General features: G+C 62.9%; 25 protein-coding genes. 19 read left to right on the top strand and 6 right to left on the bottom strand.

Annotated features, from left to right (window positions below):
* Window positions 1-10 precede the first annotated feature (10 nt).
* Window positions 11-787 carry a molybdopterin-dependent oxidoreductase gene (locus tag VSR68_RS05200; protein WP_342938767.1) on the top strand — a complete coding sequence of 259 codons (777 nt, stop codon included), beginning with the start codon at window positions 11-13 and terminating at the stop codon, window positions 785-787.
* A gap of 64 nt (window positions 788-851) precedes the next feature.
* Window positions 852-1,100, top strand: a complete 249-nt coding sequence (locus VSR68_RS05195) for a pentapeptide MXKDX repeat protein (protein WP_342938766.1) — start codon at window positions 852-854, stop codon at window positions 1,098-1,100.
* Window positions 1,101-1,180: 80 nt separating this feature from the next.
* Here VSR68_RS05195 and VSR68_RS05190 read toward each other — a convergent pair whose 3' ends face one another.
* Window positions 1,181-2,242: a class I SAM-dependent methyltransferase gene (locus tag VSR68_RS05190; RefSeq protein WP_342938765.1), complete on the bottom strand. Its 1,062-nt coding sequence runs from the start codon at window positions 2,240-2,242 to the stop codon at window positions 1,181-1,183.
* Window positions 2,243-2,472: 230 nt separating this feature from the next.
* Between VSR68_RS05190 and VSR68_RS05185 the strand changes: the two genes are divergently transcribed.
* The 15 genes from VSR68_RS05185 (at window position 2,473) to VSR68_RS05115 (ending at window position 16,508) form a co-directional block, all read left to right on the top strand.
* Window positions 2,473-2,892, top strand: coding sequence for a MarR family winged helix-turn-helix transcriptional regulator (locus tag VSR68_RS05185; protein ID WP_342938764.1), 420 nt, complete (start codon window positions 2,473-2,475; stop codon window positions 2,890-2,892).
* A gap of 91 nt (window positions 2,893-2,983) precedes the next feature.
* Window positions 2,984-4,291 carry a chloride channel protein gene (locus VSR68_RS05180; RefSeq protein ID WP_342938763.1) on the top strand — a complete coding sequence of 436 codons (1,308 nt, stop codon included), beginning with the start codon at window positions 2,984-2,986 and terminating at the stop codon, window positions 4,289-4,291.
* 229 nt (window positions 4,292-4,520) lie between these two features.
* Window positions 4,521-4,970: a RidA family protein gene (locus VSR68_RS05175; protein WP_342938762.1), complete on the top strand. Its 450-nt coding sequence runs from the start codon at window positions 4,521-4,523 to the stop codon at window positions 4,968-4,970.
* 14 nt (window positions 4,971-4,984) lie between these two features.
* Window positions 4,985-5,524, top strand: a complete 540-nt coding sequence (locus VSR68_RS05170) for a 3-hydroxyanthranilate 3,4-dioxygenase (RefSeq protein ID WP_342938761.1) — start codon at window positions 4,985-4,987, stop codon at window positions 5,522-5,524.
* Between the two features lie 243 nt (window positions 5,525-5,767).
* Window positions 5,768-7,366: an MFS transporter gene (locus tag VSR68_RS05165; protein ID WP_342938760.1), complete on the top strand. Its 1,599-nt coding sequence runs from the start codon at window positions 5,768-5,770 to the stop codon at window positions 7,364-7,366.
* 82 nt (window positions 7,367-7,448) lie between these two features.
* Window positions 7,449-8,099 (top strand): flavin reductase family protein, encoded by a 651-nt coding sequence (locus tag VSR68_RS05160; RefSeq protein WP_342938759.1) that lies wholly within the window; start codon window positions 7,449-7,451, stop codon window positions 8,097-8,099.
* 71 nt (window positions 8,100-8,170) lie between these two features.
* Complete coding sequence (locus tag VSR68_RS05155) at window positions 8,171-9,133, top strand: LysR substrate-binding domain-containing protein (RefSeq protein WP_342938758.1); 963 nt, start codon at window positions 8,171-8,173, stop codon at window positions 9,131-9,133.
* A gap of 113 nt (window positions 9,134-9,246) precedes the next feature.
* Window positions 9,247-10,728, top strand: a complete 1,482-nt coding sequence (locus VSR68_RS05150) for a 2-hydroxymuconic semialdehyde dehydrogenase (RefSeq protein WP_342938757.1) — start codon at window positions 9,247-9,249, stop codon at window positions 10,726-10,728.
* Between the two features lies 1 nt (window position 10,729).
* A complete protein-coding gene (locus tag VSR68_RS05145) occupies window positions 10,730-11,551 on the top strand; it encodes a 2-keto-4-pentenoate hydratase (protein WP_342938756.1) in 822 nt (273 codons plus the stop codon).
* Window positions 11,548-12,489 carry an acetaldehyde dehydrogenase (acetylating) gene (locus VSR68_RS05140; RefSeq protein WP_342938755.1) on the top strand — a complete coding sequence of 314 codons (942 nt, stop codon included), beginning with the start codon at window positions 11,548-11,550 and terminating at the stop codon, window positions 12,487-12,489. The genes VSR68_RS05145 and VSR68_RS05140 overlap by 4 nt, the downstream gene beginning before the upstream one ends.
* Before the next feature lie 13 nt (window positions 12,490-12,502).
* Window positions 12,503-13,549 (top strand): 4-hydroxy-2-oxovalerate aldolase, encoded by a 1,047-nt coding sequence (dmpG, locus tag VSR68_RS05135; protein WP_342938754.1) that lies wholly within the window; start codon window positions 12,503-12,505, stop codon window positions 13,547-13,549.
* Window positions 13,546-14,316, top strand: a complete 771-nt coding sequence (locus VSR68_RS05130; RefSeq protein WP_342938753.1) for a 2-keto-4-pentenoate hydratase — start codon at window positions 13,546-13,548, stop codon at window positions 14,314-14,316. The genes dmpG and VSR68_RS05130 overlap by 4 nt, the downstream gene beginning before the upstream one ends.
* Before the next feature lie 37 nt (window positions 14,317-14,353).
* Entirely contained in the window at window positions 14,354-15,373 is a 1,020-nt protein-coding gene (locus tag VSR68_RS05125; protein WP_342938752.1) for an amidohydrolase family protein, read from the top strand.
* Window positions 15,374-15,397: 24 nt separating this feature from the next.
* Window positions 15,398-15,892, top strand: a complete 495-nt coding sequence (locus tag VSR68_RS05120) for a DUF4863 family protein (RefSeq protein WP_342938751.1) — start codon at window positions 15,398-15,400, stop codon at window positions 15,890-15,892.
* A 40-nt stretch (window positions 15,893-15,932) separates the two neighbouring features.
* Complete coding sequence (locus VSR68_RS05115; RefSeq protein WP_342938750.1) at window positions 15,933-16,508, top strand: NAD(P)H-dependent oxidoreductase; 576 nt, start codon at window positions 15,933-15,935, stop codon at window positions 16,506-16,508.
* A gap of 84 nt (window positions 16,509-16,592) precedes the next feature.
* Here VSR68_RS05115 and VSR68_RS05110 read toward each other — a convergent pair whose 3' ends face one another.
* The 4 genes from VSR68_RS05110 to VSR68_RS05095 are packed head-to-tail and all read right to left on the bottom strand — an operon-like array spanning window position 16,593 to window position 18,653.
* The gene (locus tag VSR68_RS05110) at window positions 16,593-16,958 is read right to left on the bottom strand and encodes a hypothetical protein (protein WP_342938749.1); all 366 of its coding nucleotides are present in this window, start codon (window positions 16,956-16,958) and stop codon (window positions 16,593-16,595) included.
* A 41-nt stretch (window positions 16,959-16,999) separates the two neighbouring features.
* Entirely contained in the window at window positions 17,000-17,290 is a 291-nt protein-coding gene (locus tag VSR68_RS05105) for a hypothetical protein (RefSeq protein WP_342938748.1), read from the bottom strand.
* Between the two features lie 14 nt (window positions 17,291-17,304).
* Window positions 17,305-18,114, bottom strand: coding sequence for an anti-sigma factor (locus VSR68_RS05100; protein WP_342938747.1), 810 nt, complete (start codon window positions 18,112-18,114; stop codon window positions 17,305-17,307).
* Window positions 18,111-18,653 (bottom strand): RNA polymerase sigma factor, encoded by a 543-nt coding sequence (locus VSR68_RS05095; RefSeq protein ID WP_342938746.1) that lies wholly within the window; start codon window positions 18,651-18,653, stop codon window positions 18,111-18,113. Before VSR68_RS05095 ends, VSR68_RS05100 begins: the two co-directional genes overlap by 4 nt.
* A gap of 152 nt (window positions 18,654-18,805) precedes the next feature.
* Here VSR68_RS05095 and VSR68_RS05090 point away from each other — a divergent pair, with 152 nt between their 5' ends.
* Window positions 18,806-19,069 (top strand): hypothetical protein, encoded by a 264-nt coding sequence (locus tag VSR68_RS05090; RefSeq protein WP_342938745.1) that lies wholly within the window; start codon window positions 18,806-18,808, stop codon window positions 19,067-19,069.
* A gap of 293 nt (window positions 19,070-19,362) precedes the next feature.
* On the opposite strand, the gene VSR68_RS05085 is transcribed toward VSR68_RS05090, so the two are convergent.
* On the bottom strand, window positions 19,363-19,788 hold the full coding sequence (locus VSR68_RS05085; RefSeq protein ID WP_342938982.1) for a hypothetical protein: 426 nt from the start codon (window positions 19,786-19,788) through the stop codon (window positions 19,363-19,365).
* 196 nt (window positions 19,789-19,984) lie between these two features.
* On the opposite strand from VSR68_RS05085, the gene VSR68_RS05080 reads away from it, so the two are divergent.
* On the top strand, window positions 19,985-20,851 hold the full coding sequence (locus tag VSR68_RS05080) for a 3-hydroxybutyryl-CoA dehydrogenase (RefSeq protein ID WP_342938744.1): 867 nt from the start codon (window positions 19,985-19,987) through the stop codon (window positions 20,849-20,851).
* The last annotated feature ends 1 nt before the right edge of the window (window position 20,852 follow it).

Raw genomic sequence — 20,852 nt, 5'->3', positions numbered from 1 at the left:
GACACACGCCATGAGCATCAACGACAGAAAAATCATCAAGCTCGACCGCGCCGCGATTCTGGCGGATGCGAGCCGCGAACTGGACATGCCGTCGCGCCGTCTGTTCGGCAAGCGGCTGTTGACGTTGGGCGGCCTGTCGCTGCTGACAGGCTGCTCGATCACCGATGACGAGTCGGTCAACAAGTTTCTGATGGCGGTCTCGCGCCTGAACGACCGAGCGCAGGCGCTGCTGTTCGATCCGAACCGACTCGCGCCGACTTACACCCAAGCGCAGATCACGCGGCCGTTTCCGTTCAACGCGTACTACGGCATCGATGAAGTGCCCGAGGTGAACGGCAGCGACTATCGACTGAAAGTGAGCGGCCTCGTGAGCGGGCAGCGCGTGTGGACGCTGCCGGAGCTATACGCGCTGCCGCACGCGGAGCAGATCACCCGGCATATCTGCGTGGAAGGCTGGAGCGCGATCGGGCGCTGGGGCGGCACGCCGTTCCGGGAATTCCTGCGCCGCGTGGGCGCCGACACGACGGCGAAATACGTCGGCTTTCGATGCGCGGACGACTACTACGAAAGCATCGACATGCCGACGGCGCTGCATCCGCAGACCCTGCTCACGTTCGACTACGACGGCGAGCGTCTGCCCGCGAAATACGGCTATCCAATGAAACTGCGCATGCCGACCAAACTCGGCTACAAGAACCCGAAGCATATCGTCGAGATCTTCGTCACCAACACGTATCCCGGCGGCTATTGGGTCGACCAGGGCTACAACTGGTTCGGCGGTTCGTGAGCACCGCCGCGCTTTCTGGTTCCGGTATTTCCGGATGCCACTTTCAACCCCAAGGAGATGAGCAATGAAACGACTGATGACGGCAGTAGTCGCGGCAACGCTGGCGATGGGTACATCCGCTGCATTCGCGCAGGCGAGCGGCGCGATGTCGAACGATCAGATGTCACACGACACGATGGGCAAGGGCGGCATGTCTCACGACAAGATGAGCAAGGGCGACATGTCTCACGACAAGATGAGCAAGAGCCACAAGATGAAGAAGAACGATTCGATGAAAATGGATCATCCCGCGTCAGGCGCGATGTCCGAGTAGGTTTGGGGCGGCGAGCGAGACCGGGCGTGCATGCGCGCCCGGCCCGTTTCCATAGCCGTTTCATGTGTCGGCGTATCCGTTCACGCCTGCGCCTGAAACACCAGATTGAACGGCGTCTGCGTTGCGCGCCTGAAGCGGGTGAAGCCGCCCGCCGTCACGACTTCCTTGAGCCGTGCTTCGCCTGCTTGCGCGCCGAGCGCCTTTCGGCCTTCCTGCGATAGCGACGCGGCCGTGCAGATCATCGTCGACGCCGAGTAGAACACGCGGCCGACCGGGTTCAGATTGTCTTCCAGCCGATCGTTTGCGAAGGGCTCGACGATCATCCACGAGCCATCGGGCTTCAACGACTGCAGCACATGGGCCGCAGCGCCTGTCGGGTCGCCCATGTCGTGAAGGCAGTCGAAGAATGCGACGAGGTCGTAACCGCTTCCTGGGTATTGCTGCGCACTGGCCACTTCGAACGTGACGCGACCGGCGACGTCCGCTTCACCAGCCAGTTCGCGCGCTCTTTCGATGGACGGCTCGTGATAATCGAAGCCGACGAACGTGGCGTTCGGATAGGCCTGCGCCATCAGGATCGTCGACGTGCCGTGTCCGCAACCGACGTCGGCGACTTTCGCGCCGTGCCCTTTCAGGACCGCTTCGACGCCGTCGAGCGCGGGAATCCATTCGTCGACGAGATGCACCGCGTAGCCAGGCCGGAAGAACCGCTCGGTGCCCTTGAACAGCGACGGATGATGCTGGTGCCATCCGACGCCCAGGCCCGTGCGAAACGCCGCTTCCAGTTTGGGTATCGCACGGAACATCGCTTCGGCGCAGTCGCAGAAGCCCGGAACGAAGGTTGGGCTCGTCTCTTCCGCAAAGCACATCGCCATTTCGTTTTCGAGCCGGTAACGCGCGGTCGCTGCGTCGTAACTGATGAAGCCCGATGCGGCCTGCGCTGCGAGCCACTCGCGCACGTATCGCTCGGCAAGACCCGTGCGCTCCGCAACCTGCTCCGAGGTCATCCAGCCCTGTTCGGTCATGGCCTTGTAAAGGCCGAGCCTGTCACCCAGCGCGATGAGCGGCGCGGATGCCACTGCGCCGAACTCTTCGACCATGCGCCCCATGAAGTCCTGCACTTTCTGTTCGTCGTATTGCATGTGCCACCTCCGTAACGAAGGCAGAATTGATCGGACGAAACAGGCGCTGCCGCATTGCCGACGATGGGCCGGCCTCGCCCATGCAAAGTATAGGAAGAAGAAAAATTGGCGAAAGACAAAGTGCAGGTAGTCGCGGCCGTTTGCATCGTGTGTATGATCCGCGAACGTCGCCGGCGATCTCGCTGAAGCATTGCGTGACTAGCAGGCCTATCAACCCACGAGGACTTCGAATGAGTTCAGGCAGGCAACCCGGAAGCGCGCTTCCGGGCAAAGAGGAACTGGAAGCCATGTCGGCATTCCGCTATGAGCTGCGCAAGTTTCTGCGCATGTCGGAGCAAATCTCCAATGCCGCAGGTGTCACGACGCTTCAGTATCAGTTGTTGCTGCACGTGCGCGGGTTCGAGGGGCGGCAGTGGGCCACGGTCGGCGAACTCGCGGAACGCCTCCAGGCCGCACCGAACGGCACGGCCGCGCTCGTCTCGCGCTGCGAATCGGCTGGGCTCGTGGCGCGCAAGCCCGATGCGAGCGATCGACGTCAGGTGCAGGTGCATCTGACGCGAAAGGGCGAACGTTGCCTGCTCAAGCTTGCCGCCGAGCACAAGGCGCATTACGGATCGTTCGGCTGGGTGTTCGGCGATAGCGGCGCTTAGTTGTGCGTGAGTGGATAGGCGGGTCGGCGCGGTGGCTTGATGATTTATGTCACAATCTGCCTTACTTTGCTTCGACCAGACAATCTCTTCAATGCGCATTCCCGGATTCATCGACCGACGCACGATCATGCGCGGCAGGCGGCTTTGGCTGCACTACGGCGTGTTCTGGCTCGGTGCGATCGCGACCGGGCTCGTCGCCGTGATGTACGCGCGGCTGATCGATTTCGGCTACGCGACGTTTCTGCGCTATGCGACTTCGTTCTGGTGGCTGCCGCTGCTGCTCACGCCGGCGGTTGCCGCATTCGGCGTCTGGATTACGCGGCGCTGGTTTGCGGGCGCTGAAGGCAGCGGCATTCCGCAGGTCATCGCGACGCTGCACGAGGGCGGTGAACTCGGACCGCGTCTCTTGAACATGCGCATTCTTGTCGGCAAGATCGCCGTGTCGTTTCTGTCGATTCTCGGCGGCTTCACCATCGGCCGCGAAGGGCCGACGATACACGTCGGCGCTGCGCTGATGTTCAGCTTGCGGCGCTTTTATCCGGTGCGCTTCCGCAATATTCGCGGCGCGGGACTCGATCGCAAGCTCGCGCTGGCGGGCGCTGCCGCCGGTTTGTCGGCCGCGTTCAATGCGCCGCTTGCCGGCGTCGTCTTCGCGATCGAAGAACTGACGCGCAGCTTCGAGCAGAGAACGAGCGGCGTCCTGATCACGGCGATTATTTTTGCGGGCATCGTCTCGCTCGGTTTGCAGGGCAACTACACGTATTTCGGCACGATCGACGTCGACGGGCACTTTCCCGATCTGCTTGCCGTCGCTGTCGTGATGCTGGGCGCTGTGACGGGCGTTGCGGGTGGCGCGTTCTGCTGGCTGCTGCTGAACACCGAGCGCTGGATGCCGGCGCGATTCGGAGCGTGGCGCAAGAGACATCCGGTGGCGTTCGGCGCCGCGTGCGGGCTGTTCATTGCAGCGCTCGGCGTGGCCGCCGGCGGTCATACGTTCGGCAGCGGCTATGCAGAAGCGCGCGGCATGCTCGAAGGCAATACGCAACTCGGCGCGAGCTATCCGCTGCTGAAGATGGCGTCGATGATCGGCTCGTATCTGCCTGGTGCGCCGGGCGGACTGTTTGCGCCTTCGCTTGCGATCGGTGCGGGCATCGGCAACGCGCTGCACCTGATGTTCGGGCAGATGCAACTGCCGATGCTGATCGCGCTCGGTATGGTCGGTTATCTCGCGGCCGTTACGCAAAGTCCGATCACGGCATTCGTGATCGTGATCGAGATGATCAACGGACACGCGCTGGTGCTTTCGTTGATGGCGACGGCGCTGATTTCCAGCCAGGTGTCGAAGCTCTTTGCGCCACCGCTTTATGAAGCGCTGGCGCAGCGGTACGTGGCTGCCTGAACTTCTGAACGCGACGTCACCACGCTTGCCAACGGCCGTTGCGACCGTGACCAGAGCCGTGACCAGAACCAGAACGAAGAAACGGCCCACGGTATCAAGCATTGGAATATCAGCGCGGTGAAATTTCATTATCACGCCATCGCGCGTCGCCCTAAACTGGCCTGAACCGGGTGCTGCAATGCAATGAGAGTGGCGCCTGTGAACCCAATGCAGGAGCCAGGAGCAGCGAATGAACGAGACAGCGCAAAGCCAGGTTGTCCCCGGAAAGGCGACACCGCGCGGACGATTTCCTCACGTGGTCCGTGCCGGCGACTTTATTTTCGTGTCGGGTACCAGTTCGAGACGAACCGACAATACCTTTATCGGCGCTTCGGCGGACGGGTTCGGAACGGCCTCAGTCGATATTCGCGCGCAGACGCGCGCCGTCATCGAGAATATTCGCGACATCCTCCGCGCGGAGGGCGCCGATCTGTCGAACCTCATCGAGGTGACGGCATTTCTCATCAACATGAACGACTTTGGCGGCTATAACGAAGTCTATGGCGAGTTCTTCGACGAAACGGGTCCGGCTCGCACGACGGTCGCCGTGCATCAACTGCCGCATCCGCTGCTCGCGATCGAGATCAAGGCGATTGCCTGGGTGCCGCGGGCTGCTGAGGCAAACGGCCGTCCCGGGTAAAGAGGAGAACGTGCATGTTGAAGTACGGCAAGCCATTCAACTTTGCGGGCTGGATCGAGGAGCACGCGCATCTGTTGAAGCCGCCCGTCGGCAATCAGCAGATCTGGCAGGATAGCGATCTGATTGTCACTGTGGTCGGCGGTCCCAATCATCGGACCGATTACCATGACGATCCGCACGAAGAGTTCTTCTATCAGATCGCCGGCAACGCGTATCTGAACCTGATCGTCGACGGCAAGCGCGAACGTGTCGATCTGCGCGAGGGCGATGTATTTCTGTTGCCGCCGCATTTGCGCCATTCGCCACAGCGGCCCGAGGCGGGCAGCGCATGCCTTGTGATCGAGCGGCAGCGCGCGCCGGGCGCCATCGACGGCTTCGAATGGTATTGCGGCAATTGCGATCGGCTCGTGCATCGCGTCGAAGTGCAACTGAAGAGCATCGTCGACGATCTGCCGCCGCTCTTCGCCGCTTTCTACGATTCCGAGGACAAGCGTCGCTGTCCGCATTGCGGCGCGGTTCATCCCGGTCGCGACGCGACGGCGCACGCACGCTAATGCGCGCTGAAGCACGGGCTTCGCCGGGAGCGCTGTGATTGCCGATGCCACACCCGCGCTCGCATAGCGCCGGTGTGGCGTTGGCCTTTGTCATGCTCGACTCGGCGTGAAGCGATTTCGCGGGCCAGGGAACACCGGTATTCCCGCCACGAATACCCAGCCGCCAATCTTTGATTACCGCGCCTTTTTTGCCCTTCCTAGACTCGACTCATCACTCATTTGCTTACGACAGGTAGGGGACATATGAATGCGGAACTGGTGATCGAAGGAGCGTGCCGTACGACGAGGCGCGATGAAATCAAGGTAGTGGTGGGTGCGTCCGTCGGGACGGTCCTCGAGTGGTATGACTTCTTTCTTTACGGCAGTCTCGCCGTATTCTTCAGTTCGCATTTCTTCCCTGCGGGGAGCGCCACGGCGGGCTATCTCGCGTCGCTCGCGACGTTCGGCATCGGCTTCGTGATCCGGCCGCTCGGCGCAGTGCTGTTCGGACGTTTCGGCGACAAGGTGGGACGCAAGGCCACCTTTCTCGCAACGATTGCGGTGATGGGGCTCGCGACGGTCGGCATCGGTCTGCTGCCGTCATACCACAGTATCGGTTGGGCGTCGCCCGCCATTCTGATTGCGCTGCGGCTCTTCCAGGGGCTCGCGCTGGGCGGCGAATATGGCGGCGCGGCGACGTACATCGCCGAACACACGCAGCCGGGCCGACGTGGCTTCGCGACGGGTTGGTTGCAAACCACGGCGACCGTCGGTTTTCTGCTTTCGCTTGCCGTCACGCTCGTGTGTCGCGCGTGGGTGTCGGCGGATGAGTTCGCGTCGTGGGGATGGCGTCTGCCGTTCGTTGCGTCGCTGATCCTGCTCGCGATCTCCGTGTATATCCGCACGACGCTTTCCGAGTCGCCCGTGTTCGCGAAGATGAAAAGCGAGCAGCGCCTCTCTAGCGACCCGTTGCGCGACAGCTTTCTGGTCTGGCGCAACGTGCGCTCGATGCTCGTGGTGCTGTTCGGCGCGCAAGCGGCCGTCGGCGTCGTCTGGTACACGTGCAACTTCTATGCACTGTACTTTCTGACCACGACGCTGAGGGTGCCGACAGGCGATGCCTATGCATTCATTGCGGCGATGCTGGTGTTCAGTCTGCCGCTTTACGTGCTGTTCGGCTGGCTATCGGACAAGGTGGGCCGCAAGTGGATTGTGCTGTCGGGTTGTGCGCTTGCCGTGGCGACGTTCCTGCCGATCTTCACGCACCTTTCGCATGCGGTGAACCCGCGTCTCGTGCAGTTTGCGCAAGCGGTCCCGATCCGGCTCGAAGCGAGCGATTGCAACGCGAGCCTGTTCGGCACGCCGGCATCGGATTGCGACAAGGCGCGAGACTTTCTGACGACAGCCGGCCTGTCGTACCAGGTGGATCGCCCGGCGTCGTCGAGTGGCCTTGTCACGCATGTCGGTGATCGGCGGCTCGCGGGGTTCGATGAAAAAGCCTACCGTGGCGCGCTAAAGGACGCGGGCTATCCGTCCGGCGCCGACGTCACGCAGATCAACCGTCCGCTAATGTATGCGTTGCTCGCGCTGCTGATGATCTGGGGCGCCATGGCCTATGGACCCATGTCCGCCTATTACGTCGAACTCTTTCCGGCGAAGGTGCGCTACACGTCGATTTCGGTGCCCTACAACATCGGCGCCGGATACTTCGGCGGGCTTGCTCCTTTCATGTCGACGGCGCTCGCTGTGAAGACGGGCAATGTCTACAGCGGACTGTGGTACGCGATCATCGTGGGAGGCGTCTCGGTCGTGATCGGCGCGCTCTTCATGCGCGAAACGAAGGACATAGACGTCAGTCAGTGATCCGGCGATTGCCTTGCGGTTGCAAGCGCGGCAGCGAGCCTGGCTGCCGCCTCCAGCAAAGTTTCTGAAGACGGGAGTTCTTATGACGCACATTGCACTGGCGAATCTGTCCACCATGCAGAAGTACTGGCTGATCACGGGGAGCGTCGGGCCGAGACCCATCGCGCTGGTGACGAGCCTGAATCGCGATGGGCTTTGCAACGCGGCGCCGTATAGCGCGTTCAACTACATGGGCGAAGATCCACCCCTCTTCGCCATCGCCGTCGATCACTACGGTGAAGAAAGCCATCGTCCCGGCGAGATGAAGGACACGTTGAAGAACATCGTCGAGCGCGAGCAGTTCGTCGTGAACATGGTCGACGAGGCGATCGTCGAGCGCGCCGTGCAGTGCGGCAGCGATTTTCCCGCGCATGTTTCGGAGCCCGAGGCGGTGGGCTTATCGCTCGCCGCGTCGACTTCCGTCAGTGTGCCGCGCGTATCGGAGGCGCCCATCGCGTGGGAATGCAGGCTCTACAAGGTACTCGAATTCTCGAAGCAACGCTCGATCGTATTCGGCGAGATCGTCGGCATGGTTGTCCGCGAAGATCTGTTCGATGCAGAGAAACTGCGCATACGCGTCGATCGCTTCGAGCCCTATGGACGCCTCGGCGGCCCGAACTATTGCCGCTCGACCGATCGCGTGCAATTGAGGGTGCCGACCTACATGCCTGCCGTCGGCGTCGCGCGCGAGTGAGCGGCGCAGGCGCCAACGGGCCGTCGCGCTGCTAAGATCAAGGCTCGTTCCTCTTCCCGCCCGCCGCCGCCATGCATCGGTTTCCCCTTAGCCAGATCGGCTTGAGCCGCAATCTGAAGCTGAGCCAGCTGCTCATCTTCGATCGCGTCATCGAGACGGGCTCGATCCTGCGGGCCGCGAACGATCTGGGCCTCACCCAGCCCGCCGTCACGAAAGTCATTCAGGAACTGGAGTCGTCGCTCGGCGGCGTGCTGTTCGAACGCTCGAATCGCGGCGTCGTGCCGACGGACCTGGGGCGCGTGGTCGGGCGACGAGTGAAATCGCTGCTGGCCGAATTTCGTCATATGACGGACGAACTCGACCACTTCCGCTTCGGCACGGCGGGTCATGTGATCGTCGGCACGCTGATCTCGGCGTCCGCGCATCTGTTGCCGATGGCCATCACGCGATTGAAGGCGCGCTCGCCCGACGTGCTCGTCACCGTGCGCGAAGGGCCCACCGCGCAGCTTTTTCCGTCGCTCGCAACGGGTGAACTGGATATCGTCGTCGGCCGCTTGCCCGAGGTCGAGCTGCCGATCTCCGATGCCTTTGCGCTGACGCATCATGCGCTCTTCGACGACGCGATGACGATCGTCGTCGGCCGCGCGCACGCCTTCGCAAGCGAGCCGATCGGGTCGTTGCGCGAACTCGCCGGTGTACCGTGGATCCTGCCGACGAGCGAGTCGCCGCTGCGCCTTTCCGTCGAACGGATGTTTCGCGAGGCGGGGCTCGCGCTGCCCGCCGATCTCGTTGAATCGCTGTCCGTGCTGACGAACCTGGGCTTGCTCATCGAAAGCCCGCGCGTCGCGGTGATGCCGCGCGTAGCCGCCACGCAATTCGTGCGGGCGGGGCTGCTGCGCATTCTCGATATACCCGAGACGGGGTCGTTCGGCACAGTGGGTTATTCCGTGCGCTCGAACAAGGAACTGAGCCCGGCGTGCGAGGCGTTCGTCGCGTGCCTGCGTGAAGTGGCCGAGGCTTCGACCCAGGTTTGAACGCGGCAACGCCGGTATTCCAGTCGCTCATATCAGCCGCTCAATGTTTGATTATTCAGCGTGAACGGTCGCTCCTACACTGGCTGTAACGCATCCAGTCAGCAGGAGTTTTGATGAATTCCAACGCGCAAGCAGAGTTGCCGCAGCGCCTGCGGCATTTCATCGACGGTGAATTCGTCGGGTCGGCGCATACCTTCGCGAATGTGAGCCCCGTCGACGGCCACGAACTTTCGCGTGTCGCAGAGGCGGACGCGGCGGCCGTCGATGCCGCCGTCAAAGCCGCGCGGCGCGCGCAGCAAGGCCCGTGGCGCAGCCTGAGCGCACAGAAGCGCGCTGCATGGCTGCATCGGATCGCCGATGGCATCGAAGCGCGCTTCGACGACTTCGTCGCGGCCGAAGTTGCCGACACGGGCCGGCCTGTTGCACAGGCGCGCAGTCTCGACATCGCGCGCGGCATCGCCAACTTCCGCACGTTCGCCGATCTGGTGCACACCGCGCATGGCGAGTTCTTCGAAACGTCTACGGCCGACGGCCAGATGCTCAACTATGTGACGCGCAAGCCGCTCGGCGTGGTGGGCGTGATCTCGCCGTGGAATCTGCCGTTGCTGCTGTTCACGTGGAAAGTGGCGCCCGCGCTCGCGATGGGCAACTGCGTCGTCGCGAAGCCATCGGAAGAGACGCCGACCTCGGCGACGCTGCTTGCCGAGGTCATGCGCGATATCGGGCTGCCGCGAGGCGTGTTCAACCTGATCCACGGTCACGGCGCCCATGCGGCGGGCGAATGGCTCACGCGTCATCCGGATATCGACGCCATCACGTTCACGGGCGAATCGAAGACGGGCAGCGCGATCATGAAAGCCGTCGCTGACGGCGTGAAAAACGTGTCGTTCGAACTCGGCGGCAAGAACGCGGCCGTCGTGTTCGCGGATGCCGATTTCGACGCGGCCGTCGAAGGCGTGCTGCGCTCGAGCTTCACGAATGCCGGGCAGGTGTGCCTGTGTTCGGAACGCGTGTATGTCGAGCGGCCCATCTTCGAGCGGTTCGTCGCGGCGCTGAAGAACAAGACGGAAGCGCTCGTGGTCGGCTCGCCTTACGAAGCGGGCACGACGACGGGACCGATGATCTCGAAGGGCCATCGCGACAAAGTGCTCGGCTATTACGAGCTCGCCGTCGCCGAGGGCGCGACGGTCGTCACGGGCGGCGGCGTGCCGAAGTTCGGCAATGCATGCGACGACGGCGCGTTCGTGCAGCCGACCATCTGGACGGGACTGCCCGATGACGCGCGCTGCGTGACGGAAGAAATCTTCGGCCCCGTCTGTCACATTGCGCCTTTCGACAACGAAGACGAAGTGGTCCAGCGCGTCAACGACAGCGCCTATGGGCTCGCAGCCAGCATCTGGACGACGAACCTGTCGCGTGCGCATCGCGTCGCGCCGCGGATTGAGACGGGCATCGTGTGGGTTAACGCATGGTTCGTCCGCGATCTGCGCACGCCGTTCGGCGGCGCGAAGCTCTCGGGCTTCGGGCGCGAAGGCGGCCGTCATTCGATGGACTTCTACTCGGAACTGACCAACGTTTGCGTGAAGGTGGCCTGACATGACGCACGCACAGACCCTTCAGGCGATCGCCGACACGCTCTGGCAAGCGCAGCGGCAGCATCCGTTCAAAGCGGCGCCGCCTGTTCGCGATGCCATCGGCGCGCTCGGCGGCGACTCGCTCGATAACGCGTACCGCGTTCAACAGATCAACACGCAGCGGCAAATCGAAGCCGGCGCGCGTCTCGTCGGGCGGAAAATCGGCCTGACCTCGCGCGCGGTGCAGACACAGCTCGGTGTCGATCAGCCCGACTTCGGCATGCTGTTCGATCACATGGCGTATGGCGATGGCGAAGAAATTCCGTTTGCCCTCACGCAGCAACCGAAGGTCGAGGCGGAGATCGCACTCGTCGTCGAACGCGATCTGCTGCATGAACGGCACACGGTCGCGGACATCCTGCGCGCAACGACTTTCGCGCTGCCCGCCATCGAGGTCGTGGGCAGCCGCATCGCGAACTGGGATATCCGGCTCGCGGACACCGTTGCGGACAACGCGTCGAGCGGCCTGTTCGTGCTCGGCAGCCGGCCCGTCAAGCTCGACGCATTCGATATCGTCGGCTGCGGCATGGTGATGGAGCGCGGCGGCGATCAGGTTAGCGTCGGTGCGGGCGCGGCGTGCCTCGGCAATCCGCTCAATGCTGCCATCTGGCTCGCGAACACGATGGTCCGCGTGGGCGCGCCGCTGCGTGCCGGGGACATCGTATTGACGGGCGCGCTCGGCCCGATGGCCGCCGTGCATCCCGGCGACGCGTTCGCCGCGCACATCGAAGGTCTCGGCGCCGTGCGCGCACTGTTCTCCAATCAGACGGAATCAGCAACGTGAAAGACAACACTCGACTCTCAGTCGCGGTGATCGGTTCGGGCAACATCGGCACGGACCTCATGATCAAGATCCTGCGACATGCGAAGCACCTCGAGATGGGCGCGATGGTCGGCATCGACGCCGCCTCCGACGGCCTTGCGCGCGCCGCGCGCATGGGCGTGGCGACAACGGCCGGCGGCATCGACGGTCTTCTGGCGATGCCCGAGTTCGACGACGTGCGCATCGTCTTCGACGCGACGTCGGCGGGCGCGCATCGCCGTCACGCCGAAATCCTGGCTCGGCGCGGCGTCACGGCGATCGACCTGACGCCCGCCGCCATTGGTCCCTTTGTCGTTCCCGTGGTCAATCTCGACCAGCATCTCGACGCACCGAACATCAACATGGTGACGTGCGGCGGCCAGGCGACCATTCCTGTCGTGCGCGCCGTTTCACGCGTGACGCCCGTGCATTACGCGGAGATCGTCGCGTCGATTTCGAGCCGTTCGGCAGGCCCCGGCACGCGCGCCAATATCGACGAATTCACCGAGACCACGTCGCGCGCGATCGAAAGCGTGGGCGGGGCGGCGGTGGGCAAAGCGATCATCGTGCTGAACCCGGCCGAGCCGCCGCTGATGATGCGCGATACCGTTTATTGCCTCGTCGACGAGCACGCGGATCGCGAGCGCATCGAAGCATCCGTCGACGCGATGGTGCGCGACGTCGCCGCCTATGTGCCCGGCTACCGGCTCAAGCAGGCGGTGCAGTTCGATCGCATTCCGTTTCCGCCGCAATTTGCAGGCCGTTTCGGCAATCCGGATTTCGCGCTGAAAGCAAGCGTGTTTCTCGAAGTCGAAGGCGCCGCGCACTACCTGCCTTCGTATGCGGGCAATCTCGACATCATGACGTCCGCGGCCTTGCGCGCGGCCGAGCAACTCGCGGCCAGCCGGATCGCAGCGTGAACGGAGCGATGACATGACGAATCTCGACACGAAAAAAATCTACGTATCCGATGTGACGTTGCGCGACGGCATGCATGCCATTCGCCATCAGTACTCGCTCGACCAGGCGGTTGTGATCGCGCGAGCGCTCGATGAGGCCGGCGTCGACAGCATCGAAGTGGCACATGGTGATGGACTTTCGGGCTCCAGCTTCAATTATGGGTTTGGCGCGCATACCGATATCGAATGGATCGAGGCCGTCGCGCAGACCGTCGAGCGCGCGAAGGTGGCGACGCTGTTGCTGCCAGGCATCGGCACGGTGCACGACCTGCGCGCCGCATACGATGCGGGCGCGCGCGTGGTGCGCATCGCGACGCATTGCACGGAGGCGGACATCGCAAAGCAGCACATCGGGTACGCGCGCGAACTGGGCATGGACACCGTCGGCTTTCTGATGATGAGCCACATGACGACGCCGCAAAACCTCGCCGCCGAAGCGAAGAAGATGGAGAGCTATGGCGCGACGTGCATCTACGTGGTGGATTCCGGCGGCGCGATGAACATGAACGACGTGCGTGCGCGGGTCAGGGCGTTCAAGGACGTGCTGGACGACACGACGCAAACGGGCATGCACGCGCATCACAACCTGAGCTTCGGCGTCGCGAACTCGATCGTCGCGCTGGAGGAAGGATGCGACCGCATCGACGCGAGCCTTGCCGGCATGGGGGCGGGCGCGGGCAATGCGCCGCTCGAGGTGTTTATCGCAGCGGTCGACAGGATGCAGTGGAATCACGGCTGCGACGTGAAGAAGCTGATCGATGCCGCCGACGATATCGTGCGTCCGTTGCAGGAGCGGCCAGTTCGCGTCGATCGCGAAACGCTGGCGCTGGGCTATGCGGGCGTCTATTCGAGCTTCCTGCGTCATACGGAGACGGCCGCGCAGAAGTATGGCCTGTCGGCGTTCGACATCATGGTGGAGCTGGGGCGGCGGCGCATGGTTGGCGGGCAGGAGGACATGATCGTCGATGTCGCGCTCGATCTGCTGAAGCGCACGAATCGCGTAGCGGAGGCGGCACGATGAATATCGAAGCAGCGGCACGACGCGTCGACGATGCTGCGCGGCACAGCAGTGCGATCGAACAGATGAGCGCGAACGAACCGTTTTCTGTCGAGGACGCGTATCGCATCCAGCGCGCGTCGATCGAGCTGCGCAAGGCGCGCGGCGAGCGGATCATCGGCATCAAGCTCGGCTTCACGAGCCGCGCGAAGATGCTCCAGATGGGCGTCGATAGTTTGATCTGGGGCTGGTTGACGGACGCGATGCTCGAAGAAGAGGGCGCGCCCGTCGATCTGCGGCGCTTCATTCATCCGCGCGTCGAGCCGGAGGTGTGCTTTCTCACGAAGCGCGATATCGACCGTCCGCTCACCGCGCTCGAGGCGCAGTCGTATCTCGAAGCCGTCGCGCCCGCGATGGAGATCATCGACTCGCGCTACAAGGCGTTTCGCTTCACGCTCGAAGACGTCATCACCGACAACTGCTCCAGCGCGGGCCTCGTGATCGGCGGCTGGTCGAATCGATTCGATGGTCTTCGCAATGCGGGCGTCATCATGCGCTTCGACGGCAGGGACGTGCAGGTGGGAACAACGGCCGCGATACTCGGCGACCCGATGCGCTCGATCGTGCAGGCATCGCGCGTCGCCGCCGATGCCCAGGTCGTGCTGCCCGCCGGCACGCTGATCATGGCGGGCGCCGCGACGGCAGCCCAGCCATTGACGCCGGGGCTGCACGTGCAATGCGTGGTGAACCGCTTCGGCCAGGCCGAATTCACGACGCGCGGCGAAGCGTAACAAATCAGATGGAACAACAAGGTTCAGGGCAATCGTTATGACATTGCGAATCGACATGCACTCACACTTCTTCCCGCGTATCTCGCGTGAAGAGGCCGCACGCGTCGGTGCGGCGGATACGCCGTGGCTCGCGATCGATACAGGCGGCGAGACGGGCATGATCATGACAGGCGAGCGCGCATTCCGGCCCGTCACGCGCGCATTGTGGGACCCTGCGCGGCGCATCGAGGATATGGACGCACTCGGTATCGACGTGCAACTGATGTGCGCGACGCCCGTGATGTTCGGCTACCGCAACGACGCGAAGACTGCGCTGCAATGGGCGCAGCGGATGAACGATCACGCGCTCGAGCTGTGCGCCGTCGCGCCGCAGCGGCTTGCGGTGCTGGCCCAGGTGCCGCTGCAGGATGTCGAACTGGCTTGCGCGGAGGCGTCGCGGGCTTTTGCCGCTGGACATCGCGGCGTGCAGATCGGCAATCATGTCGGCCCGAAAGATCTCGACGACGAGGGCCTCGTGCAGTTCCTCACGCATTGCGCGAATGAGGGCATTCCCGTGCTCGTGCATCCATGGGACATGATGACGGACGGACGCATGAAGAAGTGGATGCTGCCGTGGCTGGTCGCGATGCCGGCGGAAACGCAGTTGAGCATTCTGTCGCTGATCTTGTCGGGTGCGTTCGAACGCATACCGCGTTCGCTGAAGTTGTGCTTCGCCCATGGCGGCGGCAGCTTCGCTTTTCTGCTTGGCCGTGTCGATAACGCATGGCGTGAGCGCGACATCGTGCGTGAGGACTGTCCGCATCTGCCGTCCTCATATGTCGACCGGTTTTCGGTGGATAGTGCGGTGTTCGATCCGCGCGCGTTGCAACTGCTGGTCAATGTGATGGGCGAAGAGCGTGTGCTGCTCGGCTCGGACTATCCATATCCGCTTGGCGAGCAGCGCATCGGACATCTGATCGAAAACCATCCGGCGCTGAGCGAGCGGGCGAAGCAGCGCATGCTCGGCGAAAATGCCGCGCAGTTCTTCCGTCTGACCATCGCGAAGACAGCCGCCTGACAAGTACATTCAATGGAGACGAACATGTTGCCTTCGGGACCTCACAAGGCAGAACTGATGAAACTGCTGCGCAGCTTGTGCGAAGACATTCGCGCGATGCCGCTCGACGCAGCGCTCGAAGCGCGCCTGAACAGCAAGTATGGCGAAGGCACCGAAGCGTACACGCGGCTCGCGGAGCTATTGAAGCTCGGTGTCGAAGAGGGCTGGGTAGCCTATGCGGATATCGAGGGCAAGGACTATCGCCGTGGCCGTATCGCGGAACCGTCGCACGAAACGTCGGATATGAGCGTCGAAAGCGGCTTGCTGCGCGATGTGAAAGGCCAGTACCACTGCCACACGAACGGCGAAATCAACATGATCGTTCCGCTCGAAGAAGGCGCCCAGTTTTGCGGGCACGGCGCGGGCTGGCGCGTGTTCCCGCCGATGAGCGAGCATTTTCCAACCGTAACAGGCCGGGCACTGATGATGTATTTCCTGCCCGGCGGCGAAATCGAATACCGCACGCCGCCCGCCAATTGAGCCGGCGCGCGTGCGAACCTTAAACGTATCTGGAGTGGTTATGGGTGTCAGAATTCTTGCGATCAACGGAAGTTCGCGCCGCGAGTCGCTGAATCAGAAACTGCTGGACATTGCCGTGCAAGGCGCGCGCGATGCCGGCGCCGAGGTGACGCAGGCGCGGCTCGCCGACTTCGATCTGCCGATCTATTACGGAGACCTCGAAGCCGAACGCGGTTTGCCCAATGGCGCACGCAAGCTTCAGTCTTTGATGGAGATGCACGATGCGCTAATAATCGCGACGCCGGAATACAACGGCGGGTATACGGCCCTGCTGAAGAACGCAATCGACTGGATCAGCCGGCCGCGCGGCGACGGGTCGAGTGGTGTCGCACTGATGGCGGGCAAGGTGGCGGCGCTGGTGTCCGCATCGCCGGGGCCACTCGGCGGGTTGCGCTCTCAAACGGGCATGCGCGCCGTTCTCGACAAGCTCGGTATGCTCGTCATTCCTCAAGCGTTCGCGTTGGGCATGGCGCATGAAGCCTTCGACGCGCAAGGCCGGTTGAAGGACGGCAATGCCACGCGACTCGTGTCGGGCGTGGGCGAGGCGTTGTATCGGATGGCTTTGCGGCTCGGCTGAATGGGGCGCATGAATTGCGTCGACGTACACCGTGTTCGTTTTCCGCACGGTGTCGAGCTATTGAACCGATGAAGCTTGCGGCGACTATCTCGGGGTAACGCTTCCACCCTTGTGCCCCGGGTTAGCGGCAGAGGTATCGGCAGTGCAAAGTTCCAGTGCCGTGATGGCCTTCTTTGCAACCGCCAACGTTTCGTCGCACGCAGCAGGCTTCTCCGATCTCGGGCATCCGCCTTCAGACGCTCTAGCGAACATCTGGCGCACTTTTTGGAGCGCCGCATCGGGAGAACCGCTGTCGTAGATCAGACGCGCGACGTTGAAGCTGCTTCCCGATGGCAATTCGACAAAATCAGGGCATTCGGTCCGAGCGGCGGCATCCGCCTCGATAAGCGCAAACGTCGCGGCCAGAGCGGCTGTACAAACGAAGCGCGAGCCCGCAGTGCTCATTTCCATGGATGGCTCCCTCATAGGTATTCGTCGGCGGATGACGACCGTTAAACAGGCGAACCCGTGTCCTCGTGGGTTTCGCAAATGTGGATGAGCAAGCGATAAACCATACGCCGTTTGCGGCTGGCCCGCTGCGAAGGGAGAGGGGAAATCGGACGGTTACGCGTCCGTAGAATGCTAAAGACGATAAAGGCGTCCGCGATGGGGCGATGGGGCAGCGGCGCCACAAAGGCGAGCGGGGAGGTCAGCCGGCCTGCGTCAGCAATACCGGCCCCAACATTGCTGCGAGTTTTATTTTCAAACCGTGACGACTCTTTCTTCGTCGAATGACGGCTCATGTGACGAGATCTTTCTACGCATTGCCATACAGATACGACACTTTGCCATTCGCAATCTGCTTCGCCATCTGCTGCAGATCGACGGGCGTGTTCTTCGCAAGCAACACGTAAGCAAGCTTGTTCGAACGCCAGGTGACCGTTTTCATTTGACCGACCTGCTGCGCGCGCACGGGTTCATCGGCGTGCGAATCCTCCAGCACGCACAGCGCGACAGGGTCGCCCCGTTCCGGCAGATACACGATCTGAATCAACGGACGGTTGTCGTAATTCAGCCGCTGCACGCGCTTGAACTTCAGGCCCGCCTGCTGCAGATCCGGCACGCGCACGGGCATGCCGTCGCGCTGACGGATATCCGCGAGAATCTGCTCGGTATTCGCCGGATCGTCCCGGATGCTCGCGATCGTTTCGCGCCCGTACAGCACCTGATAGTCGGCGACGCTGCGCACCCACGGCGACACCGCCTCATGGCGGAACGGCGCGAGCGGTCCCAGGTAGCCCGTCAGCACGCCGGAGACGACCGCGCCCGCAACGAACGCGGCCGCGAGCCAGGGCATGGCGGGCGCGTTGCGGCGCACATCGCCGCGCTGCCGCGACGCGCTGACGGCGACGAGTTCATCGACACGCCGCACCAGATTTTCCGGCACGGGCGGCAATCGCTGCCGCTCGAATGCCGCGCGATACGGCAGGCACGACGCGCGCAAAGCATCGACGCGCGCGCCGAGATCGTGCGAATGCGCGACGGCGGCTTCGACTTCCGTCCGCTGTTCGGGCGGTAGCTCGCCGTCGACGTACATCATCAACATCGAGTCGTCGATATTCTTCATATTGATTCTCCCTTGCGCACAGCCGCAGACGATTGCGCGCTGAACCGCTGCCCGATCGTCAGACGGGCGCGCGAGAGCCGGCTCATGATCGTGCCGATCGGCACGTCCAGCACGTCCGCAGCTTCGCGATAGCTGAGGCCCTCGATGGCGACGAGTACCATCACGGCGCGCTGCGCATCCGGCAATGCCTCGACCGCATCGATGACCTGCCGATGCATGAGGTCGATCTCGGGCGTGTGACCGGACGGATCAGCAAGGCTTTCGATCTCGTCGTCGTGCCAGTTGATGTTGCCTCTGCTGCGAATGGTGCGGGCGCGCAACTCGTTGATCCAAGTGGTATGGACGATCGCGAACAGCCAGCCGAGCGCCGACGTGCCGTTCTGCAACTGCTGGTGCCTCTCGAGTGCGCGCACGCACGCGCGCTGGACGAGATCCTCCGCGTCGTGAGGGTTCTGTGTCAGGCGCAGCGCGAAGCGCCATAGTCGCGGCAGAAGCGTCGGCAGGATGGTCGGCAAATCTTCTTCGTTCATCGACGCCACTCCTTCCAGGGCCGCGCATATATCGACATAACACTCGATGCGCCAATTTATTCGGGCGCATTTCGCCAATTTTTTTGCCGGCATTTGGGGAATACGCGCGCGAGAAACACTGTTCTCAGATCAGCAGACAAGGATTTGCGCAGGAGACCATCATGCAAGACGTTCTCGACAAAGCCCGCGAGGCAGGCATGGCCGTGCTGCTCGATGCGTGCATCGGCAGCCAGCGGTTTCATAGCGTGGTCGGCTCGGAGGCGGCGCTTGCGCGCTTTGCAGCGCTTTGCGAAAGCGGATGCGCCGATCCCGAAACATTGAGCCGATGGGCGGACCTCTGCGAACAAGGCGCGGGAGCTTCCGTGGGGGCATCGATCCGCAGCGTACTCGACGCGCGCAATCGCAATCACAGTGCTTCCCGATAACGCGAGCGGCGACACCTGCCCACGCGTTCTATTCCATCGAATATTTTCAGGCCTTGAAGGAACAAGCCAATGGTCGCGACTGTTTTGGGAGGGACGGCGTCGCGCTAGCCGCATCAGCTGAAAGGCGGCCGTTCATCTTATCCATTCGAGGGCCACAGCATGTGTGCAGACGACTCATGCTGTCGAGCGAAAACGCAACTACCGGTCTTCCGCCACCGCACACTCGATGCGCCTTCGGCGGCAATTCCGGCCTTGCACGAAAAGGCCCGATCCTACGGTCAAACGCGCGACGCCTACTTTTTCCTTTTCGCCGACGAGGCCTTCATCTCGATCACATCGGGCGACCGCTTGCGTTTGCCCGGCACGACACCCATGCGCGGATCGCGTTCGCGTGCGAGCGCGACCATATCCTGCACAACCGTTTCGAACTCGGGATGGCTCTGCGACACATACAGCCACTTGCCGAGCACGGGATGTGGGACGAGCGCGGGGTACGCGTGCAGCAACCCCGCTTGCCGGTCGTGTGACGTGCACACGAGGAGCCCATTCCACGGCTCGTCACCGCTTGCGACCGCGAGATAGAGCAGGCCGTCGAGCCAGGCGGCCTGCATGTTGAAGAATCGTTCGCGCGAATAGCCGGGGTCTCGTTCGAGAGGATCGAAAATCCACAGCAGCGGGTTCTCGCGTTTTCGTTTCGGGTTCAGATCGACGGACAACATGGTGAGACCTTCGATGAATCGGTTGCCCTCGATGATATAGCCGCTCGCTTCGATCAGTTCCCTTTGACGCCAATCGCGCATGCCCGGTTTCACGTGAATGCCCACGAGAAACAGGTATCGTATCGCGGATGACGCGCTGCAACGCATCGACGGCATTCCCGGTTATCCGCACAAATCAGCAAACAGAGGAGTAGCAATGGCAACGAAGATCGAAACGATAGGCATCGTCGGCGCAGGCACGATGGGCAACGGAATCGCGCAGGTGTCGGCGGTGGCGGGCCTCAAGGTGGTGCTCATCGACGTCACGGATGCAGCGCTCGAAAAGGGCGTCGCGACGCTCACAGCGAGTCTCGCGAAGCTGGTCGAGAAGGGCAAGATCGACGGATCGGCGCGCGATGCGGCGCTCACGCGCATCGAAACGTCGACCGACTATCAGCGCCTCGCCGGCGCGGATATCGTCGTCGAAGCAGCGACGGAGAACGTCGAGCTGAAGGTCCGCATCCTGCGGCAGATCGAATCCATCGTGAGCGGCGAGACGATCATCGCGTCGAATACGTCGTCGATCTCGATCACCGCGCTCGCCGCGACGCTCGCGAAGCCCGAGCGTTTCGTCGGAATGCACTTCTTCAATCCCGTGCCGCTGCTGCCGCTCGTCGAAGTGATTCGCGGCGTGCAGACGGGCGACGATACGGCCGCCACCGTGCGCGAGCTGACGCAGCGTCTCGGCAAGACGCCTGTCAACGTGAAGAACGCGCCGGGTTTCGTGGTCAACCGGATTCTCGTGCCGATGATCAACGAAGCGTTCTTCGCGCTGGCGGACGGCATCGCGACGGCGGAGGAAATCGACGAAGGCATGCGTCTCGGTGCGAATCACCCGATCGGGCCGCTCGCGCTCGCGGATCTCATCGGGCTCGACGTGTGCCTGTCCGTGATGGATGTGTTCCTGAAGGACTTCGGCGATTCGAAGTATCGCGCGTGTCCGTTGCTGCGCGAACTCGTCGCGGCTGGGCGGCTGGGCCGCAAGACGGGACACGGCGTCTATCGCTACGATCAGAAGCGCTAAA

It is taken from the genome of Paraburkholderia phymatum, from assembly GCF_038900715.1.
Lineage (GTDB): Bacteria > Pseudomonadota > Gammaproteobacteria > Burkholderiales > Burkholderiaceae > Paraburkholderia > Paraburkholderia phymatum_A.
The sequence above is the reverse complement of the archived record's forward strand: the minus strand, read 5'-3'. Positions and strand labels throughout refer to the sequence as shown.

What these genes read in the sequence shown, in the direction of transcription:
- VSR68_RS05125 (WP_342938752.1), top strand. Translation starts at nt 14,354, where the DNA reads ATGACATTGCGAATCGACATGCACTCACACTTCTTCCCGCGTATCTCG.
- VSR68_RS05170 (WP_342938761.1), top strand. Translation starts at nt 4,985, where the DNA reads ATGTTGAAGTACGGCAAGCCATTCAACTTTGCGGGCTGGATCGAGGAG.
- VSR68_RS05175 (WP_342938762.1), top strand. Translation starts at nt 4,521, where the DNA reads ATGAACGAGACAGCGCAAAGCCAGGTTGTCCCCGGAAAGGCGACACCG.
- VSR68_RS05120 (WP_342938751.1), top strand. Translation starts at nt 15,398, where the DNA reads ATGTTGCCTTCGGGACCTCACAAGGCAGAACTGATGAAACTGCTGCGC.
- VSR68_RS05150 (WP_342938757.1), top strand. Translation starts at nt 9,247, where the DNA reads ATGAATTCCAACGCGCAAGCAGAGTTGCCGCAGCGCCTGCGGCATTTC.
- dmpG (WP_342938754.1), top strand. Translation starts at nt 12,503, where the DNA reads ATGACGAATCTCGACACGAAAAAAATCTACGTATCCGATGTGACGTTG.
- VSR68_RS05190 (WP_342938765.1), bottom strand. Translation starts at nt 2,242, where the DNA reads ATGCAATACGACGAACAGAAAGTGCAGGACTTCATGGGGCGCATGGTC.
- VSR68_RS05080 (WP_342938744.1), top strand. Translation starts at nt 19,985, where the DNA reads ATGGCAACGAAGATCGAAACGATAGGCATCGTCGGCGCAGGCACGATG.
- VSR68_RS05145 (WP_342938756.1), top strand. Translation starts at nt 10,730, where the DNA reads ATGACGCACGCACAGACCCTTCAGGCGATCGCCGACACGCTCTGGCAA.
- VSR68_RS05090 (WP_342938745.1), top strand. Translation starts at nt 18,806, where the DNA reads ATGCAAGACGTTCTCGACAAAGCCCGCGAGGCAGGCATGGCCGTGCTG.
- VSR68_RS05180 (WP_342938763.1), top strand. Translation starts at nt 2,984, where the DNA reads ATGCGCATTCCCGGATTCATCGACCGACGCACGATCATGCGCGGCAGG.
- VSR68_RS05200 (WP_342938767.1), top strand. Translation starts at nt 11, where the DNA reads ATGAGCATCAACGACAGAAAAATCATCAAGCTCGACCGCGCCGCGATT.
- VSR68_RS05085 (WP_342938982.1), bottom strand. Translation starts at nt 19,788, where the DNA reads ATGTTGTCCGTCGATCTGAACCCGAAACGAAAACGCGAGAACCCGCTG.
- VSR68_RS05195 (WP_342938766.1), top strand. Translation starts at nt 852, where the DNA reads ATGAAACGACTGATGACGGCAGTAGTCGCGGCAACGCTGGCGATGGGT.
- VSR68_RS05100 (WP_342938747.1), bottom strand. Translation starts at nt 18,114, where the DNA reads ATGAAGAATATCGACGACTCGATGTTGATGATGTACGTCGACGGCGAG.
- VSR68_RS05115 (WP_342938750.1), top strand. Translation starts at nt 15,933, where the DNA reads ATGGGTGTCAGAATTCTTGCGATCAACGGAAGTTCGCGCCGCGAGTCG.
- VSR68_RS05185 (WP_342938764.1), top strand. Translation starts at nt 2,473, where the DNA reads ATGAGTTCAGGCAGGCAACCCGGAAGCGCGCTTCCGGGCAAAGAGGAA.
- VSR68_RS05165 (WP_342938760.1), top strand. Translation starts at nt 5,768, where the DNA reads ATGAATGCGGAACTGGTGATCGAAGGAGCGTGCCGTACGACGAGGCGC.
- VSR68_RS05160 (WP_342938759.1), top strand. Translation starts at nt 7,449, where the DNA reads ATGACGCACATTGCACTGGCGAATCTGTCCACCATGCAGAAGTACTGG.
- VSR68_RS05155 (WP_342938758.1), top strand. Translation starts at nt 8,171, where the DNA reads ATGCATCGGTTTCCCCTTAGCCAGATCGGCTTGAGCCGCAATCTGAAG.
- VSR68_RS05105 (WP_342938748.1), bottom strand. Translation starts at nt 17,290, where the DNA reads ATGAGCCGTCATTCGACGAAGAAAGAGTCGTCACGGTTTGAAAATAAA.
- VSR68_RS05130 (WP_342938753.1), top strand. Translation starts at nt 13,546, where the DNA reads ATGAATATCGAAGCAGCGGCACGACGCGTCGACGATGCTGCGCGGCAC.
- VSR68_RS05110 (WP_342938749.1), bottom strand. Translation starts at nt 16,958, where the DNA reads ATGGAAATGAGCACTGCGGGCTCGCGCTTCGTTTGTACAGCCGCTCTG.